At 36.0% G+C, this 16,969-nt stretch carries 19 protein-coding genes and 2 tRNA genes; all 21 read left to right on the plus strand.

Going from position 1 to position 16,969, the window contains the following annotated elements; genetic code table 11:
* Nucleotides 1-104 precede the first annotated feature (104 nt).
* A complete protein-coding gene (locus tag CQ046_RS22030; RefSeq protein WP_105704327.1) occupies nucleotides 105-392 on the plus strand; it encodes a hypothetical protein in 288 nt (95 codons plus the stop codon).
* A 242-nt stretch (nucleotides 393-634) separates the two neighbouring features.
* Nucleotides 635-1,477, plus strand: coding sequence for an energy transducer TonB (locus CQ046_RS22035; RefSeq protein WP_105704328.1), 843 nt, complete (start codon nucleotides 635-637; stop codon nucleotides 1,475-1,477).
* A 164-nt stretch (nucleotides 1,478-1,641) separates the two neighbouring features.
* The gene (locus CQ046_RS22040; RefSeq protein WP_103231733.1) at nucleotides 1,642-2,415 is read left to right on the plus strand and encodes a ParA family protein; all 774 of its coding nucleotides are present in this window, start codon (nucleotides 1,642-1,644) and stop codon (nucleotides 2,413-2,415) included.
* A gap of 69 nt (nucleotides 2,416-2,484) precedes the next feature.
* Nucleotides 2,485-3,375, plus strand: a complete 891-nt coding sequence (locus CQ046_RS22045) for a ParB/RepB/Spo0J family partition protein (protein ID WP_105704329.1) — start codon at nucleotides 2,485-2,487, stop codon at nucleotides 3,373-3,375.
* On the plus strand, nucleotides 3,376-4,014 hold the full coding sequence (locus tag CQ046_RS22050; protein ID WP_105704330.1) for a DUF5683 domain-containing protein: 639 nt from the start codon (nucleotides 3,376-3,378) through the stop codon (nucleotides 4,012-4,014).
* Between the two features lie 63 nt (nucleotides 4,015-4,077).
* The gene (dapB, locus tag CQ046_RS22055) at nucleotides 4,078-4,779 is read left to right on the plus strand and encodes a 4-hydroxy-tetrahydrodipicolinate reductase (RefSeq protein WP_105704331.1); all 702 of its coding nucleotides are present in this window, start codon (nucleotides 4,078-4,080) and stop codon (nucleotides 4,777-4,779) included.
* Nucleotides 4,780-4,913: 134 nt separating this feature from the next.
* Entirely contained in the window at nucleotides 4,914-6,554 is a 1,641-nt protein-coding gene (gene lepB / locus CQ046_RS22060; RefSeq protein WP_105704332.1) for a signal peptidase I, read from the plus strand.
* A complete protein-coding gene (lepB, locus tag CQ046_RS22065) occupies nucleotides 6,554-7,228 on the plus strand; it encodes a signal peptidase I (RefSeq protein ID WP_165790580.1) in 675 nt (224 codons plus the stop codon). The genes lepB (CQ046_RS22060) and lepB (CQ046_RS22065) overlap by 1 nt, the downstream gene beginning before the upstream one ends.
* 11 nt (nucleotides 7,229-7,239) lie before the next feature.
* Nucleotides 7,240-7,857: a WbqC family protein gene (locus CQ046_RS22070; protein ID WP_105704333.1), complete on the plus strand. Its 618-nt coding sequence runs from the start codon at nucleotides 7,240-7,242 to the stop codon at nucleotides 7,855-7,857.
* Between the two features lie 90 nt (nucleotides 7,858-7,947).
* Entirely contained in the window at nucleotides 7,948-9,630 is a 1,683-nt protein-coding gene (locus tag CQ046_RS22075) for a S8 family serine peptidase (protein WP_105704334.1), read from the plus strand.
* 124 nt (nucleotides 9,631-9,754) lie between these two features.
* A complete protein-coding gene (locus CQ046_RS22080) occupies nucleotides 9,755-10,246 on the plus strand; it encodes a lipocalin family protein (protein WP_105704335.1) in 492 nt (163 codons plus the stop codon).
* 26 nt (nucleotides 10,247-10,272) lie between these two features.
* A complete protein-coding gene (locus tag CQ046_RS22085; protein ID WP_105704336.1) occupies nucleotides 10,273-10,962 on the plus strand; it encodes an OmpA family protein in 690 nt (229 codons plus the stop codon).
* Nucleotides 10,963-11,069: 107 nt separating this feature from the next.
* Nucleotides 11,070-11,957 carry a decaprenyl-phosphate phosphoribosyltransferase gene (locus tag CQ046_RS22090; protein ID WP_105704337.1) on the plus strand — a complete coding sequence of 296 codons (888 nt, stop codon included), beginning with the start codon at nucleotides 11,070-11,072 and terminating at the stop codon, nucleotides 11,955-11,957.
* Entirely contained in the window at nucleotides 11,954-13,273 is a 1,320-nt protein-coding gene (locus CQ046_RS22095; protein WP_105704338.1) for an FAD-binding oxidoreductase, read from the plus strand. Before CQ046_RS22090 ends, CQ046_RS22095 begins: the two co-directional genes overlap by 4 nt.
* Nucleotides 13,273-13,998: an SDR family NAD(P)-dependent oxidoreductase gene (locus tag CQ046_RS22100; RefSeq protein ID WP_105704339.1), complete on the plus strand. Its 726-nt coding sequence runs from the start codon at nucleotides 13,273-13,275 to the stop codon at nucleotides 13,996-13,998. The genes CQ046_RS22095 and CQ046_RS22100 overlap by 1 nt, the downstream gene beginning before the upstream one ends.
* A gap of 5 nt (nucleotides 13,999-14,003) precedes the next feature.
* The gene (locus CQ046_RS22105; RefSeq protein WP_105704340.1) at nucleotides 14,004-14,591 is read left to right on the plus strand and encodes an HAD family hydrolase; all 588 of its coding nucleotides are present in this window, start codon (nucleotides 14,004-14,006) and stop codon (nucleotides 14,589-14,591) included.
* 24 nt (nucleotides 14,592-14,615) lie between these two features.
* Nucleotides 14,616-15,083: a hypothetical protein gene (locus CQ046_RS22110; protein WP_105704341.1), complete on the plus strand. Its 468-nt coding sequence runs from the start codon at nucleotides 14,616-14,618 to the stop codon at nucleotides 15,081-15,083.
* Between the two features lie 2 nt (nucleotides 15,084-15,085).
* The gene (locus tag CQ046_RS22115; protein ID WP_105704342.1) at nucleotides 15,086-16,261 is read left to right on the plus strand and encodes a cysteine desulfurase family protein; all 1,176 of its coding nucleotides are present in this window, start codon (nucleotides 15,086-15,088) and stop codon (nucleotides 16,259-16,261) included.
* Between the two features lie 83 nt (nucleotides 16,262-16,344).
* A complete protein-coding gene (gene trxA / locus CQ046_RS22120) occupies nucleotides 16,345-16,662 on the plus strand; it encodes a thioredoxin (protein WP_027374941.1) in 318 nt (105 codons plus the stop codon).
* Between the two features lie 126 nt (nucleotides 16,663-16,788).
* Nucleotides 16,789-16,862 (plus strand) — tRNA-Asp (locus CQ046_RS22125).
* Between the two features lie 32 nt (nucleotides 16,863-16,894).
* Nucleotides 16,895-16,968 (plus strand) — tRNA-Asp (locus CQ046_RS22130).
* Nucleotide 16,969: the final 1 nt, after the last annotated feature.

Raw genomic sequence — 16,969 nt, forward strand, 5'->3', positions numbered from 1 at the left:
AGACTTGTCAAGGATGTTAGGGAGCTCATCAATTAAGGGATAATTCCAGTTTTGAATTTTTATCTACTTTTGTTTTTAGTAGAAAAATATAAATAAGAAAAATAATGGAAGAGAATAAAATACCCCAGCGTTTTCTGAACAATATAGTGATCAGTTTATATCTTACAATGGCATATTCTGTTTTAATTATTGTTTATTTAGGATTACCATTCAATGTGAGTTCAGATTTTTTGCTGATCCTTTTTATTGTCAGCAGTTTGCTTTTTAGTATAGGAGCAATCTATTTTGCCAGCAAAAGCTATTCGAAAACAAAGATCAGTTCTATTATTCTGATTATTATTAATGTACTCGGATTATTGATACCGATTGCTCTTCTTTTGATGCTTATATAACCTTTGTATTCAGCTAAGGTTCTTCTATTTATGTTTATTTGTTTTTATAACAAATAGTGTTGTTTTTCTATATAAACTTTCTATTTATAAATGTTAAAATTTAAACATTGTCATAAAATTTTCTAATATTATGTTGTTTTGCTAAAATTTTGGCAGATGTTTTGATATTACAACATTGCTTATCGATAAGAGCTAACAAAACTAATAATCACAATTTTTTAACAGTTTAAATAGTAGTAGTGATGAAACAACATAACCAAAATCAGGAATTTCGTTTTAACGAAGTTCTGTTCGAGCACCGCAATAAAGACTATGGTGCCTATGTATTAAGAAACGAATCAGATAGAATATTAACCAAAGCTCTTTTCATAGGAGCAGGTTTAATGGCCGCAGTATCTATCACACCTTTTGTAATTTCTGCAATGAAACCTGCTGATATATCCGCAGGACCGTTATATGAACTTCCAAGAGTTGTTGAGATTCAGGAGATAGATAAACCGAAAGATCCTCCTGCGCAGATTGTAAAACCAACGCCGCCAGCTCCAGCAGTAAAAACATATGATGAAAGAGTGCCAGAGCCTAAAGCAATTGTTACCAATGAAAAACAAGTGGAGGATAAAACAAATGCAGTGGCAAGTACACAAACATCTGAAGGTAAAGAAACTACCACAGATAGCTATATTCCGATTGTTCCACGTGTTATTGGAGGAGATGGGCCACCCGCTGTAAAGGCTGATCCGGTAGTTGAAAAAGCAGATCCTAAAAAGATTGAAACGGAATTAAGTGTAGAAGCTAATTTCACAGGAGGAATAGACTCCTTCAGAAATAAAGTAATGAACAACTTCGATGGTTCAGGATTTGAATCAGAAGATGTTGTAAAAACGACAGTTACCTTTATTGTAGAAATGGACGGAACGATCTCAGGGGTAAAAGCTAATGGAACCAACGCCGATTTTAATAGTGAGGCAATGAGAACAATCAAAAACATCTCAAGCAAAGGGAAATGGATTCCAGCCAAAAACAAAAAAGGAGAATTCGTAAGAAGTTATTTCAAATTTCCAATCTCAATGAAATTTGATAATTAATACGAAAAGACAAATTTTAAATAGTTATCCACAAAGAATTTTTTTTGTGGATAATTTTTTTTATCGTTAAATTGCTTATTAACAATATTTTAACTCAATTTTGATTTTCCCCACTCACCGAGAGCAAAGAAAAAAGTGTATTTTTGAAACTTAAAGTTCTAATAATGGCAAAAATCATAGGTATTGCTAATCAAAAAGGAGGCGTTGGTAAAACTACCACCGCTGTTAACTTGGCGGCAGCATTAGGAGTATTGGAAAAGAAAATATTAATCATTGATGCTGATCCTCAGGCGAATGCTACATCCGGTTTGGGGGTGGAAGATGTTCAGTATTCTACATATAATCTACTGGAGCACAGTGCGGATACAAGAGTTTGTATCAAAAGAACTGCCACTCCGAACCTTGATATTATTCCGTCACACATCGATTTGGTCGCTGCGGAAATTGAGTTGGTAGATAAGGAGGACCGTGAATATATGCTGAAAAAAGCACTCGCCAGCGTAAGAGACGATTATGACTATATCATCATCGATTGTGCGCCGAGCTTAGGTCTTATTACCGTAAATGCTCTTACTGCAGCAGATTCTGTAATCATTCCGATCCAGTGTGAGTACTTTGCATTAGAAGGACTTGGGAAACTTTTGAATACCGTTAAAAATGTTCAGAAGATCCACAACAAAGATCTTGGAATTGAAGGACTTCTTCTTACCATGTATGACAGCCGATTGAGATTATCCAATCAGGTAGTGGAAGAAGTAAATCTACACTTCCCGGAAATGGTGTTTGAAACAATTATCAGCAGAAACGTAAGACTGAGTGAAGCACCAAGTTTTGGAGAAAGTATCCTGAACTATGATGCAGAAAGTAAAGGAGCTGTTCAGTATATTCAGTTAGCTGAAGAAGTTCTTTTGAGAAATGAAAACTTAATAAAGAACTAAATTAATAATAAATGGGCAATAAGTGAATGCTAGCCATCGCTTATCAAACATCATTTATCAATTATATCTATGAAGGACAAAAAAAGAGCTATGGGACGCGGCTTGGGCGCCATTTTAAGTGCTGAATCTAAAGCAACTGTCAATTCAGCTACTGATGAAGGAGCAGATAAGTTTGTAGGAAATATTGTAGAAGTTGCGCTTGAAGATATCTATCCGAACCCGACGCAGCCGAGAACTTATTTTGATGAAAAAGCATTAAACGAACTCGCGCAGTCGATCAAAAACCTGGGCGTAATCCAGCCGATTACCCTGAGAAAAGACGGAGAAAGATTTGAAATCATTTCCGGGGAAAGACGTTACAGAGCAACTAAAATTGCCGGGTTTACAACTATTCCTGCTTATATCCGTTTAGTAAATGATCAGGAGCTTCTTGAGATGGCTCTTGTTGAGAATATCCAGAGGGAAGATCTTGATGCCATCGAAATTGCTTTGACTTATCATAGGCTTTTGGAAGAGATCGGTCTTACTCAGGAAAACCTGAGCCAGAGAGTAGGAAAGGACAGAAGTACCATCACCAACTCCATCAGATTGTTAAGGCTGAACCCTGATATTCAGAATGCCATCAGAAGTGGTGAGATTTCTGCAGGACACGGTAGAGCTATTATCAGTCTTGAAAGTGAAGAAGATCAGCAGGTTTTATTTGGTCTTATCATCAAAGAAAAATTAAATGTTCGTCAGTCAGAGCAGGCAGCTGCTGCATTGAAGAATCCAAAGTCTCCCGCGGCAAAAAAAGCCAACGTGGAACTTTCCAATAACTATAAAAAAGCCCAGAAGACCATCGCAGATATCCTGGATATTAAAGTGGAGATCAAAACTTCTGGAAATGGTAAAAAAGGTAAAATTGTTCTGGACTTCAAAAATGAAGAAGAGCTGGAATATATTTTATCCCATATTAAATAAATGAAGAAAATATTTTTCACATTTTTCTTGTGTATTGCTGTGCTGGCTTACTCACAAGTAAAACCTATTGATACCGTTCGGATGCAGACTCTTCCGAAAGAAGAACCTCGTGTGGTAAAGCCAGGCAAAACAGAAGCAAAGATCATTGAAGATCTTGAAAAAGCTAATGGCCCTACAGTAAAAACCATAAAGCTGAATCCTACCAGAGCAGGTTTATATTCTGCAGTTTTACCTGGATTAGGACAGTTTTATAACAAAAAATACTGGAAGATTCCCATCGTTTGGGGAGCGGTAGGAGCCGGAGTCGGGATTGCTATATGGAACGATAACCAATACAAGAAATATCGTGAATATTATGTAGCGAAACTGAACGGTACCCCTAATGAGTTTGTGGATAGTCATCCATTTTTAGATAAGAAAGCTTTAGGGAATGCTCAGGATAGAGCTAAAAGACAACGAGACTATGCCATCGCCATTACAGGGTTAATTTATATTCTGAATATTGTAGACGCTGTGGTAGATGCCCATCTTTACGAAAGCCGTCATGATCCGGATCTGGTTTTTAAACCATCGGTTATTCAGGATCAGTATGGGTACAGTGCTCCGAAAACAGGATTCACTTTAAGTTACAGATTTTAAAAGACAATAAATCTGCAGAAAGATCTGAAGATTACATGCAGTATTAAAAAATAAAAAGATTATATGAAAATAGCATTAGTTGGTTACGGAAAAATGGGTAAGATCATTGATGAGATCGCACAGAAGAGAGGTCATGAAGTAGTTGCCCGTCTGAAGGAAACCCCAACTGCTGAGAATCTTAATAATCCGGATGTTGTGATTGAATTCTCATTACCGGAAGTTGCTTTTGAAAATATCAAAGCTTGTCTTGAAAATAAAATTCCGGTAATCTGTGGAACAACAGGATGGCTGGATCAAAGAGCTGAAATAGAAAAGCTGGCTGTAGATAACGGAACAGCATTCCTATATGGTTCCAACTTTAGTTTAGGTGTTAATTTATTTTTTGCCTTAAACGAAAAATTGGCGGATCTGATGAAAAATGTTGATGAATATTCTTGTCAATTAGAAGAAATTCATCACATCCACAAAAAAGACGCTCCAAGTGGAACTGCTATTTCTATTGCGGAAGGAATCATTCAAAACAACCCGAAATTCGATGCATGGAAGCTGGAAGAAACAGAAGGTAAGCAACTTGGCATTTTTGCAGTGCGTGAAGATGAGGTACCGGGAACTCACAGTGTGTATTATAGAAGTGAAGTAGACGAAATCGAAATCAAACATACCGCTTTCAACAGAAACGGTTTTGCTCTGGGAGCTGTAGTAGCTGCAGAATGGATTAAAGATAAAAAAGGAAACTTCGCAATGAAAGACGTTTTGGGACTTTAATTTGTAACAAATTCTGTAAATTGCAGACCAATAAGCAGAAAATGATGAATAGTGAATTGTAAACAGCGGATTGCTTTTATCATTTATTACTCATCATTTTAGCATTTATATCATAAGAATAGGCACAAAAATTTATGAATTATTTTTTAACTTATACAGTATATGTCCTCATACTATCCGTATTAATGGGGGTTTCATCTTGGAAACTGTTCAAGAAAATGGGGTATAGCCCTTTATTCGCTTTTATTCCTTTTTACAACTATTTCATCATTCTTAAAGAAACAAAACATCCGAAATGGTGGGCAATCCTTTCTTATCTTCCGATTGTAGGGCCAATCATGATGTCTGTTTTTCACCTTTATTTAGTGAAAAAGTTTGGGAAAACACTTTTCAAGGATCAGATTCTTACAGTGATTCTGCCGTTTATTTATATGGCAGTAATCAACTATTCTAAAGATGTAGAGTTAGAAGATGAGAATGCAAACGACCTGTTCCTTACAGACGAAGAGAAAAATGATAAAAAGAAAGATACATTCCTTGGATCAATAACCTTCGCCGTAGTTTTTGCCACCATCATCCACGTTTTCGTAACACAGCCTTTCGGGATTCCTACAGGATCCATGGAAAGAACATTATTGGTGGGTGATTTTCTTTTTGTAAACAAATGGAGCTATGGTTACAGACTTCCGATGCGTCCCGTAGCAATACCTTTCCTTCAGGGAACTATTATGGATACAGGACAGAAAGGAAATCCTAAAGATGATCCAAAATCTTATGTAGACGGAGTAAAACTTCCATACACAAGAATTTTACAGTTCAATAAACCTCAGAAAAATGATGTAGTTGTATTCAACTATCCTCAGGATTCTGTACATACAGCCATCGACAGGAAAGATCCTTACGTAAAAAGATGTGTAGCTACAGCAGGTGATACTTTTGAAATGAGAGCCGGAAGACTTTTCGTTAACGGAAAGCCGGAAACCGTTTTAGGAGATCAGGAAGTACAGCACAGATATATTGTAACAACAGGAAGCCAGCTGGATATTCCTTCATTGTATAATACCTATGGATTTTTACCAGTTCAGGAACTGCAGACAGATAAAGGATATCTTTATGCTTTCCAAGGATTAACAGATAAAACAGCTAAAGAAATTAAAGGACTTTCTCAGGTTCTTGATATGAAAGAAGAAGTTTCACCAAAAGGAGAAGCTGCTGTATTTTACAGAGATGAAGCCAAAACAAAAATTGATACTACACAATCGATCTTCCCGATCAACAAACCTTGGAATCAGGATTGGTATGGTCCGCTAAGAATCCCTAAAAAAGGAGATGTAGTGGCTATCAACCAGGAAACACTTCCAATGTATCAGTGGATTATTTCTGAATACGAACACAATAGTCTGGAAAAAAAGAACGGAAAAATCTTTATCAACGGAAAAGAAACTACCCAGTATACTATTCAACAGGATTATTATATGATGGTTGGGGACAACAGAGACGCTTCATTAGATGCAAGATTCTTTGGTTTCGTTCCGGAAGAAAATATCGTTGGAAAACCAATGTTCACATGGATGAGCCTTCAGGGAGCATTTGCAGACAGCAGCTCTACTTACCAAGCACCATTCAAAATCCGTTGGGAGAGAATGTTCAAAGCAACCAATACAGGAGAAGCTAATAAAACCTCTTACTGGTGGATTGCGGCAATGATCCTGATCTTATTCTTCGGATGGGAATATTTCGTGAAACTATTCAGAAAAAATAAAACTGAAGAATAGTGTTTAAAAGTAAAATATTTAATAGAGTCCTTTTAACAGGCAGCTTTATTGTAACTCTTTTTATTATTGCAAAACTCTCCGGAGTTTTGCAATATGCTTTTGTACCCACAGCGGGCAATGAACCTACCATCAAAAAAAAGTCATTTATTGTAATGACCAACATCCTTCCTTATGATCAATTTAAAATGATTGCTTACAATCAGACTAATTTGGATTATCCTCAAGGAGCTTATGTACAAAGATTAATAGGAAAGGAAAATGACGTGATTTTAATTAAAAATGGTAAATTATATGTCAATAATACGTTGGTAGATAATATTAACGTGAAACATTCTTATAAAATAGACAGAGGCTATGCTAATGATCTCCTGTCCAAAGGAACTGAAGATAGTGAAATCTTTCAGATTGACGATAATTATTTCATTACTCAATTAAGTGATAAAGAACTTAATGATAGTTTTTTCCATGAAAGGTTTATAAACCCCAATACAGATCAGGATATTCACAAAGTTTATCATAAAGATTGGAACGCTGATAACTTTGGACCCATAAAAGTTCCAAGTGGAAAATTATTCTTTTTAGGAGATAATCGTAATGCAAGCTTAGATTCCCGTTATTTAGGCTTTGTTGATGAGAAAGATGCTGTAGGAAGAGTGGTTTATCCTAAAAACTAGATTATATTATTATGCAAAATATTTTATTACCGGCATTTTATATGCCCCCAATTTCATGGTTTTCAGTGTTTTTAAACCCTGAGAATGAAATTATATTTGAACAATTTGAAAACTTTCCAAAACAGACCTATAGAAACAGAACAAACATCTATGGAGCCAACGGAAAACTATCGTTAATAATTCCTATCAATCATAACGGGAAAAGAGAATTTAAAGATGTAGAAGTTTCTTACCGTGAAGATTGGAGAACCCTTCATTGGAAATCAATCAAGACAGCATACCAAAGCTCTCCTTATTTTGAATATTATGAAGATAAGTTCAGAAAAATTTTTGACCTTAAAGAAAAGTTTCTTTTGGATTTTAACCTTAAAGGGATAGAAGTGATCCAACAGATATTGAAAACAGAAAAAGCACACTCTTTGAATGAAGAATATATCAAAAATCCTGAAAGTATCAACTTTAGAGAAAAATTTTCGGCAAAGCTTCCTTCAGAATTTCAAATGGAAGAATATTACCAGACTTTTTCTGACAAGTTCGGATTTTTGGAAGACCTGTCGGTTCTTGACCTTATTTGTAATAAAGGCCCGGAATCTATGGTATATATAAAAAATATAAAACAATCATATTAGCATACAGTCGCTATTCATAGAATTCTCAATATAAAAACAGATAAATGTAGCGATTGGCATATGTCTTAAAACAAAATTAAATATCAACATATGAAAAAGGTATTATTAGCTGCAGTTTTTCTAACAGGTTTTAGTTTCTCTTTTGCACAGGAATCTAAAGCTAAAAGTAAAGACCCCAATGAAGATAAAGATCTGATGACATGGTATCATAAAGATTTTGCAACTTCAAAAGTATATGGGGTAAATACGGCAAATGCTTATAAATACTTAGAATCTAAAGGACTGAAGCCTAAAACCGTTGTGGTGGGAGTTTTGGATAGTGGAGTACAGGTAGATCACCCGGGATTGGTAAAGAATCTTTGGTCAAACCCTAACGAAGTTCCTGGAAATGGTAAAGATGATGACGGAAACGGATATATTGACGATGTACACGGATGGAACTTCATAGGAGGTAAAAACGGTGACGTTGATATTGATAATATGGAAGTGACAAGAGTAGTTGCCAAATACAAACCTATTTTTGAAGGTACAGATTCCACAAAGAACAAGGCTAACCAAGCTCAGATGAAGGAGGAGTTTGATATGTATATGAAAGCCAAAGATATGTTTAATTCAAAAAGTATCGAGGCTATACAGAATTTCAAGACCTATTCTATGCTGAACGAGCTGATTCCTAATATGGTAAAATTATTAGGAGGTAAGGCTGTGACGGCTGAAACAATTTCAGCAATCAAAGCTCCTACAGATCAGAGAGATGCAATTGCATTGGATTTCTTGGGACAGATTTCTCAAAGTCCGGAATTCAAAGGGAAATCATCTGCTGAGTTTGAAAAAAAGATGAAGGAGGAGATGAAAGAGGCTATCGATCACTTTGCTCCGGCAGCAAAGCAATACGATCTTTCATATGATACAAGAAAAGAAATTGTAGGAGATAACTACGATGACTATTCTGAAAAAAATTATGGGAACAACCATTATGAAGGCCCCGATGCAGAGCACGGAACTCACGTAGCAGGAATCATTGCCGGACTTCCTCAAGGAAAAGAAGTGCAGTATGGAGTAGCCTCAAAAGTTGCTAAAATCATGTCTGTAAGAACAGTTCCAAACGGAGACGAAAGAGATAAAGATGTTGCTAATGCAATCAGATATGCAGTAGATAACGGGGCAAAAGTATTGAACATGAGCTTCGGAAAACCTGTTTCTCCGGGTAAGAACGTTGTTTGGGATGCTTTTAAATATGCTGAAGATAAAGGTGTTCTTTTAGTAAAGGCTGCTGGAAATGAAAATGAAGATGTAGCTGAGCATTTGGCTTATCCTACCAATTTTAAAAATATTACAGATGAAAAACCATTTGTAAGCAATGTTCTTGTGGTAGGAGCAAGTACCAATAAAAATGATGCTTTGAGAGCAGATTTTTCTAACTACAATAAAAAAATGGTGAACGTTTTCGCTCCGGGAGAAGAGATTTATTCCACCGTTCCTAAAAACAAATACAAATACCTTCAGGGAACTTCCATGGCTTCTCCTGTGGTAGCCGGAGGAGCGGCTGTTTTATTAGCTTATATGCCAGATCTGAAACCTTATCAGATCATTGAAGCACTTGTGAAAAGCAGCAATCCAAGCACCGCAAACGGCTTTACAGACCAGTCGCAGGCTGGCGGAGTTATAGACCTGAAAAAAGCAGCAGAATATGCCTATACGAATTTCTATAAAGGAAAGGTATCAACACCTTCGAAACCTTCGAAATCCATAAAAAAGGCTGTTAAAAAATAATTTATCTCCCTGTATTTAAGGAGAAACCATAAAGAGTTCGAATTTTTTTCGGACTTTTTATTTTTATTTTAAATTTTGGCACGGTTTTTTGTAACTTTATAGTAACAAAATAATAAACAACAAAATGAAAAAGTTACTACTTGCAGGGATGTTGGGAACATCACTTTTTGCAGTGTCGTGTTCCTCTGTTAACAAAGCAGCTACATCTCAAAATCAAAGAGCAGACTTTCTGAAAATGAAAGGAGATTGGCAAATCGTAAGTATAGATTATGAAAAAGGATTTAAAATCAAGCCTTTTGATGAAGGTGCAGATGCACAATGTTTTGTAGGAAGCCATTGGAGATTAATTCCTAACAACTGGACAGGAGCATATACTTTAAATGGTGGCGGAGATTGCCCTGCAATTACACAGCCTATCAAATTTGAAGTAAAAGACGGTAACACGTTTATGTTTAAAAAAATTGCTGCAGGTACAAAAGCAAAACAAAATTCTGTAGGATATAGCCTTACCCTGATCAATCAGACTACAGATCAGTTTTCACTTCAGCAAGATGTTCCTTTTGAAGGAGGTAATGTAAAAGTAGTTTACAACTTCCAGAGAGCAGGAATGAAATAATTTATCAACATAAAAGATCAAAAAAAATGAAATTTACAAAAACATACGTAGGAGCCCTTTTCTTGTCATCAGCATTATTATTGACAAGCTGTGAAGCGGTTCAAAATTCAAATCACCAACAAAGAGGTACAGCAGTAGGTGTTGCTTCAGGAGCAGTACTTGGAGGTATCCTTGGGAATAATGTAGGAAAAGGAGGAAACGGAGCTATCGGTGCTGTATTAGGAGGTATTATCGGTGGTGTTGCTGGTAACGTTATTGGTAACAAAATGGATAAGCAGGCTAGAGATATCAAAGAAACATTACCTGGAGCTCAGGTAGAAAGAGTAGGAGATGGTATTAAAGTTACCATGAATGAAAGTATTGTTAACTTTGCATTTGACTCTTCAAACCTTACTTCTGTTGCACAGGCTAACCTTGATAAACTAGGTGACGTATTGGTTAAAAATCCAGATACAAATATTAATATCTATGGATATACAGACAGCGTAGGTAAAGATGCTTACAACTTAGCACTTTCTCAAAGAAGAGCAGACGCTGTAAAAGCTTATTTAGTAGGAAAAGGAATTGCATCAAGCAGAATGTTCACAAAAGGTGAAGGTAAAAATATGCCGGTTGCAAGCAATGATACTGATGAAGGAAGAGCTAAAAACAGAAGAGTAGAGTTTGCTATTACTGCAAATGAAAAAATGATTAATGATGCCAAACAAGGGCAATAGTTAATTTATTATATAAATATTTTCGTAAAAGACCGCCCCGGCGGTTTTTTTTGTATTTTTAGGCTAAGAATTTTAATTTTATTATTTTTGCATTCGAAACAACATAAATGAAGAAATATTTAAAACTACTCCGTGTAGAGCAATGGGTTAAAAACCTGTTTGTATTTGTCCCGTTGTTTTTTTCAGGTAATATTACGAATGTAGAATTACTTGTCAAAAGCATCTTTGCGTTCATTATATTCTCACTTGCTGCAAGTGTAGTTTATATTTTGAATGATTATAATGATATTGAGGCAGATAGGAAGCATCCTGAAAAAAGAAGAAGACCGCTGGCGAGTGGAGCGATTTCAAAGTCAACAGCTATAGGAATCCTTATAGGATTGGTCATTACAGATATTACTCTTGTATTTTTCTCACAACTTTATTTCCACGAATATCTTTGGAAATTTGCAACCATCATAGGTTTCTATGTGGTGATGAATCTTGCTTATACCTTTAGGCTTAAACATGTTCCCATCATTGATATTTTCATTATCGCAATAGGATTTGTTCTGCGTGTACTGGCGGGAGGTTATATTACCGGAATCAGTATTTCACAATGGGCTATTCTTTTAACATTTGTACTGGCACTTGTACTGGCAATCGGAAAAAGAAGAGGAGAGCTTATTAATGCGCAGGTTTCCGGAAAGACAAGAAAGGCTTTGGATGGATATAACGTTCAGTTTGCAGACATTGCATTGTCTATTTCTATTACGTTAGCCATCATTTGCTATCTGATGTTTACCCTTTCTCCGGAAGTTCAGGAAAGATTTCATGCAAGGGTTTTTTACACCGTTATTTTTGTAGTGTTTGCTTTGTTGAGATATCTTCAGCAGACATTAGTGTACAACAGAACAGAGTCTCCTACCAAAATTGTGTATAGAGACCGTTATATTCAGGTTACCCTATTACTTTGGGTAGTAGCATTTTTAATTCAAATTTATTTTAAGAAATGAAACCTAATTTCACGCAGAAAGTTACAAACTGGGGCAATTTCCCGGTAGTAGAGAAAGAAATGAGATCTGAGGACAATTTCAAAAAAATAAAAGAATTTGTACTCAGCCACAACGAAATTATTGCCAGAGGAAACGGAAGATGTTATGGAGATGCTTCTCTGGGAGAATCTATATTTTCGACAAAAAAATTAAATAAGTTCATCAATTTTGACCGTTTGAACGGAGTGATAGAATGCGAATCCGGAGTACTGCTTTCAGATGTTCTGGAAATAGCAGTACCACAGGGATATTTTTTGTACGTTACTCCCGGAACGAAATTTATATCGGTAGGAGGTGCTATTGCTTCCGATGTTCACGGCAAAAACCATCATGCAGAAGGATGTTTTTCAGAATATGTGATTGAGTTTAAGCTGATGACTGAGAATGGGGAAATTATTACCTGTTCAAGAGAAGAAAATGTAGAGAAATTCTGGGCTACTATCGGAGGAATGGGTCTTACAGGAATTATTCTTACAGTAAAGTTTAAGCTTAAAAATATAGAATCCGCGTATATCCGCCAGGAAAGTATTAAAGCAGAAAATCTGGATGAAATTTTTAAACTGTTTGATGAAAGCGAAAGCTGGACTTATACTGTTGCATGGATTGACTGCCTTCAAAAAGGAAAAAATATCGGAAGAAGTATTCTCATGAGAGGTGAGCATGCTTTTCAACATGAACTTCCTCAGAATTTTTCGAAAACTCCTTTAAGATTAAAGAAAAAATTTTCCCCTACAGTTCCGTTTTATTTTCCAGGATTTGTACTGAATGCACTTACTGTAAAAATATTCAACTGGCTGTATTATAAAAAACAGGCTAAGAAAGAAGTTAAAAATTTTATTGATTACGAAACATTTTTCTATCCGCTGGATGCTATTAATGACTGGAACAAAATTTACGGTAAATCCGGTTTTATACAATATCAGATGGTAATTCCTAAAGAAACAGGAAAAGAAGGAATGAGAAGAATCCTTGAAACGATTGCTAATAGCGGAAACGGATCATTCCTTGCTGTTTTAAAACTTTTTGGAAAGAATAATACTGACGCTTACAATTCATTCCCTGTGGAAGGGTATACACTGGCACTGGATTTTAAAGTGAATTCAAAACTGAAAAAGCTAGTGGATCAGCTTGATGCTATCGTTCAGGAATTTGGAGGAAGAATTTATCTTACCAAAGACAGTATGAGCAGATCATCGCTCACTAATTACCTTAAAAATATTCAAAATCCTAAATTTGTGTCTTTACAGCACAAAAGAATCATAAACAATAACTCATAATGATAGTTCTGGGAAGCACATCTGAAGTGGCACAGGCTTTTGTGGAAAAAGCACTTCAGGAAGGAGAAAAATTTGAAAAAATTTACCTTTTTACCTCAAACAAAGAAACTACAGAACGATTTGCAAGGCATATTGATGTAAAGTTTCTGCAGCAGGCGGAAGTTATTGAACTGGATCTGACCAAAGAAATTGATTACAATAGATTTGATAATATCAATTCAGATGTATTATTTTGCGCCGTAGGATATTTAGGAGAGGGAACTGAAGAAGGATTATATGACAACAGGAATACAGAACGTATCATAGATATCAACTATTCAAAACTGGTTCCTGTGATGAACTATTTTGCTCAAAAATTTGAAAGCAGAAGATCAGGAACGATTATTGGGCTTTCATCAGTAGCAGGAGATAGAGGAAGACAGAGTAACTTTATCTATGGAAGTGCAAAAGCAGCATTTACAGCCTATTTGAGTGGTCTGCGAAACTATCTTTTTGATAAAAAAGTACATGTTCTTACGATAAAACCTGGGTTTATGGCAACCAAAATGACAGAAGGTCTGCCTTTAAATCCGAAACTGACAGCTACTCCGAAACAAGCAGCAGCCTGTATTTATAAAGCCTTTAAAAAGGAAAAAAATGTGGCATATGTTTTGCCGGTTTGGAGTATTATCATGATGATTATCAGGAATATCCCTGAATTTATATTTAAAAAATTAAAGCTTTAAGAAAAATGAAAAAATTGTATTGTTTTGATTTTGACGGAACCCTGACGTATAAAGATACCATGTTTATGTATCTCAAATTCTACGATTCTACAAAATACCGTATACAATTTTTAAGACACGTTCCTCTCTTTATTCTGCTAAAGCTGAAACTGGCTGAAACAGAAAAAGTGAAAAAAAGCTTTATTGGTTCTATTTTAAAAGGGCAGACTCAGGAAAAGATAGAACAGAAGTCCAAACTTTTTTTTGAACAGCATTATCCTAAAATTGTGCGTGAAAATGCGCTTGACTTTATTAATAATATAGATCATAACAATACACAAAGTTTATTGGTTACCGCTTCATTGGATATCTGGGTAAAGCCATTCGCCCAGGCACTTAAAATGGAGCTTGTTTCTACGCGGGCAGAGTTTAAGAACGGTGTTTTTACAGGAAACTTTGTGGGAAAAAACTGCAACGGAAAAGAAAAACTGGTAAGAATTAAAGAAGAAATCAACGATTCTAAGTACGATAAAATTATTGCATTTGGCGATACTTCCGGAGATCGGCCAATGTTGAAATGGGCAAATGAAGGACATTACCAATTTTTTCACTAATTTTGGGAGATAAAATTGTAAAAAATGAAAAGCCTGTTAATTGCATGTGCGGCAATCTTCATGAGCTGTGCAAGCACTTCCTCTCACAAGTCTTCTGCTGTGCAGGGAGATACTGAACTCCTTATTTCTGAATCTCAGGGAGGAACAGACGCATCCGGCTTTAAAATTATTAAAGACGAAACAGATTTTCATACTATTCTAAAAGGAAATATCAGTAGGGTAGAACTGGGAAAAGAATCTGGTACCAACTATCCGAAATTTCCGAAAAATAAAAAGGTTGTTTTATACAATTTAGGAACCTTCAGATCGGGAAGCCACAAAATTGATGAAATCAAAAATATATCTGTGAAAAATCAGATTCTGTATGTAGAAGTTCCTGCCGGAGAACCTTCCGGTGGAATGGAAATTCAGGTGATCTCCAGTCCCTGGATTATTTTCACTGTTCCCGCAGATTATCAGTTTACCTCTGTAGAATTAAAATATTCAAAATAATAATGGATAAAGTATATTTAGATAATGCCGCAACCACTCCGCTTGCAGAAGAAGTTATAGATGCAATGGTGGGCACTATGAAGATGAATTTCGGAAACCCGTCTTCAACGCACAGCTTTGGTCAGGAAGCAAAAATCCTTATTGAAAATGTAAGAAGACAGGTTGCAGACTATCTTCATGTAACTCCTGCTGAAATCATTTTCACTTCCTGCGGAACAGAATCCAACAACATGATCATCAAATCCTCGGTAGAACATCTTGGAGTAGAAAGAATCATCAGCTCTCCTCTGGAACACAAATGTGTTTCTGAAAGTATTCTGGATATGAAAAGCAGAAAAGGTGTAGAAGTAAACTACATCCGCCCGAATGAAAAAGGAGATATTGATCTTGTAAAATTAGAAGAGCGGTTAAAAGCTTCAGATAAAAAAACATTAGTAAGCTTAATGCATGCTAATAACGAAATCGGAAATATAATCGACCTTAAAAAAGTTGCCCAGCTATGCAAAGAGCATAATGCACTTTTCCATTCGGATACTGTACAAACCATGGCTCATATGAACCTTGATTTCTCCGATATCCCTGTAGATTTTGCTTCATGCAGTGCCCACAAGTTTCATGGGCCAAAAGGAGCAGGATTTGCATTTATCAGAAAGGCAACTGGCATGAAAGGAATTATAACAGGAGGACCTCAGGAAAGAAGTCTTAGAGCCGGTACAGAAAATGTTTGTGGTATCGTAGGATTGGGTAAAGCCCTAGAACTTTCTTTAAATCATATGGATGAATATACCAACCATATGCAGGATATCAAAAATTACGCGATTGAAAGACTTTCTGCCGAAATTGAAGGAATTAAATTCAATGGAAGAAGTGCTGAAAAGGAAAACAGTCTTTATACAGTTTTAAGTGCATTATTACCTTATAAAAACCCATTGATCGGACTTCAGCTGGATATGAAAGGAATTGCAATCTCTCAGGGAAGTGCATGCTCATCAGGAGCTTCAAAGCCTTCAATGGTAATGATGATGGTACTTTCTGAGGACGAAATGGATCATTGTACCCCATTACGTATCTCTTTCAGCCATATGACGACTAAAGCAGAGATTGATACATTAGTAAGTGCCTTGAAGGAAATTTCAAGCGATTACACCATAGAAAAAACTAATGTTGAGCATAGATAGTCTTATGCTTTAAAAAGTGTAATTTTGAACATCCAATAAAGGATTAAAAAGAAAATAATATTAATTAAAATAAAAGAAACAAAATGGCTTTAGAAATTACAGACAGCTCATTTCAGGATACGGTTTTAAAATCAGACAAACCGGTATTAGTAGACTTCTGGGCAGTATGGTGCGGACCTTGCAGAACCTTAGGACCAATCATCGAAGAAGTAGCATCAGATTTTGAAGGTAAAGCAGTAGTTGGGAAAGTAGATGTAGATAACAACCAGGAAATCTCTATGCAGTATGGTATCAGAAATATCCCTACAGTTCTTATTTTTAAGAATGGAGAAGTGGTAGACAAATTAGTAGGTGTAGCTCCAAAAGAGGTAATCGCTGAAAAATTAAGCGCTCACTTATAAAAAAACAACTTTGGTAATGAATGCCTTCCATGATTGGGAGGCATTTTTTTTGAAAATAATTTGCAGGTAACGAAAAAAGGTGTAATTTTGCAACCACGAAAAAGAAACGAAGTTCTTTAATAATTTGATCCGGTAGTTCAGTTGGTTAGAATGCCGCCCTGTCACGGCGGAGGTCGCGGGTTCGAGTCCCGTCCGGATCGCAGAAGTTTTCTCAATTTCTTTTAAAAAAATTGATCCGGTAGTTCAGCTGGTTAGAATGCCGCCCTGTCACGGCGGAGGTCGCGGGTTCGAGTCCCGTCCGGATCGC

The organism is Chryseobacterium sp. MYb7 (genome assembly GCF_002979455.1).
Lineage (GTDB): Bacteria > Bacteroidota > Bacteroidia > Flavobacteriales > Weeksellaceae > Chryseobacterium.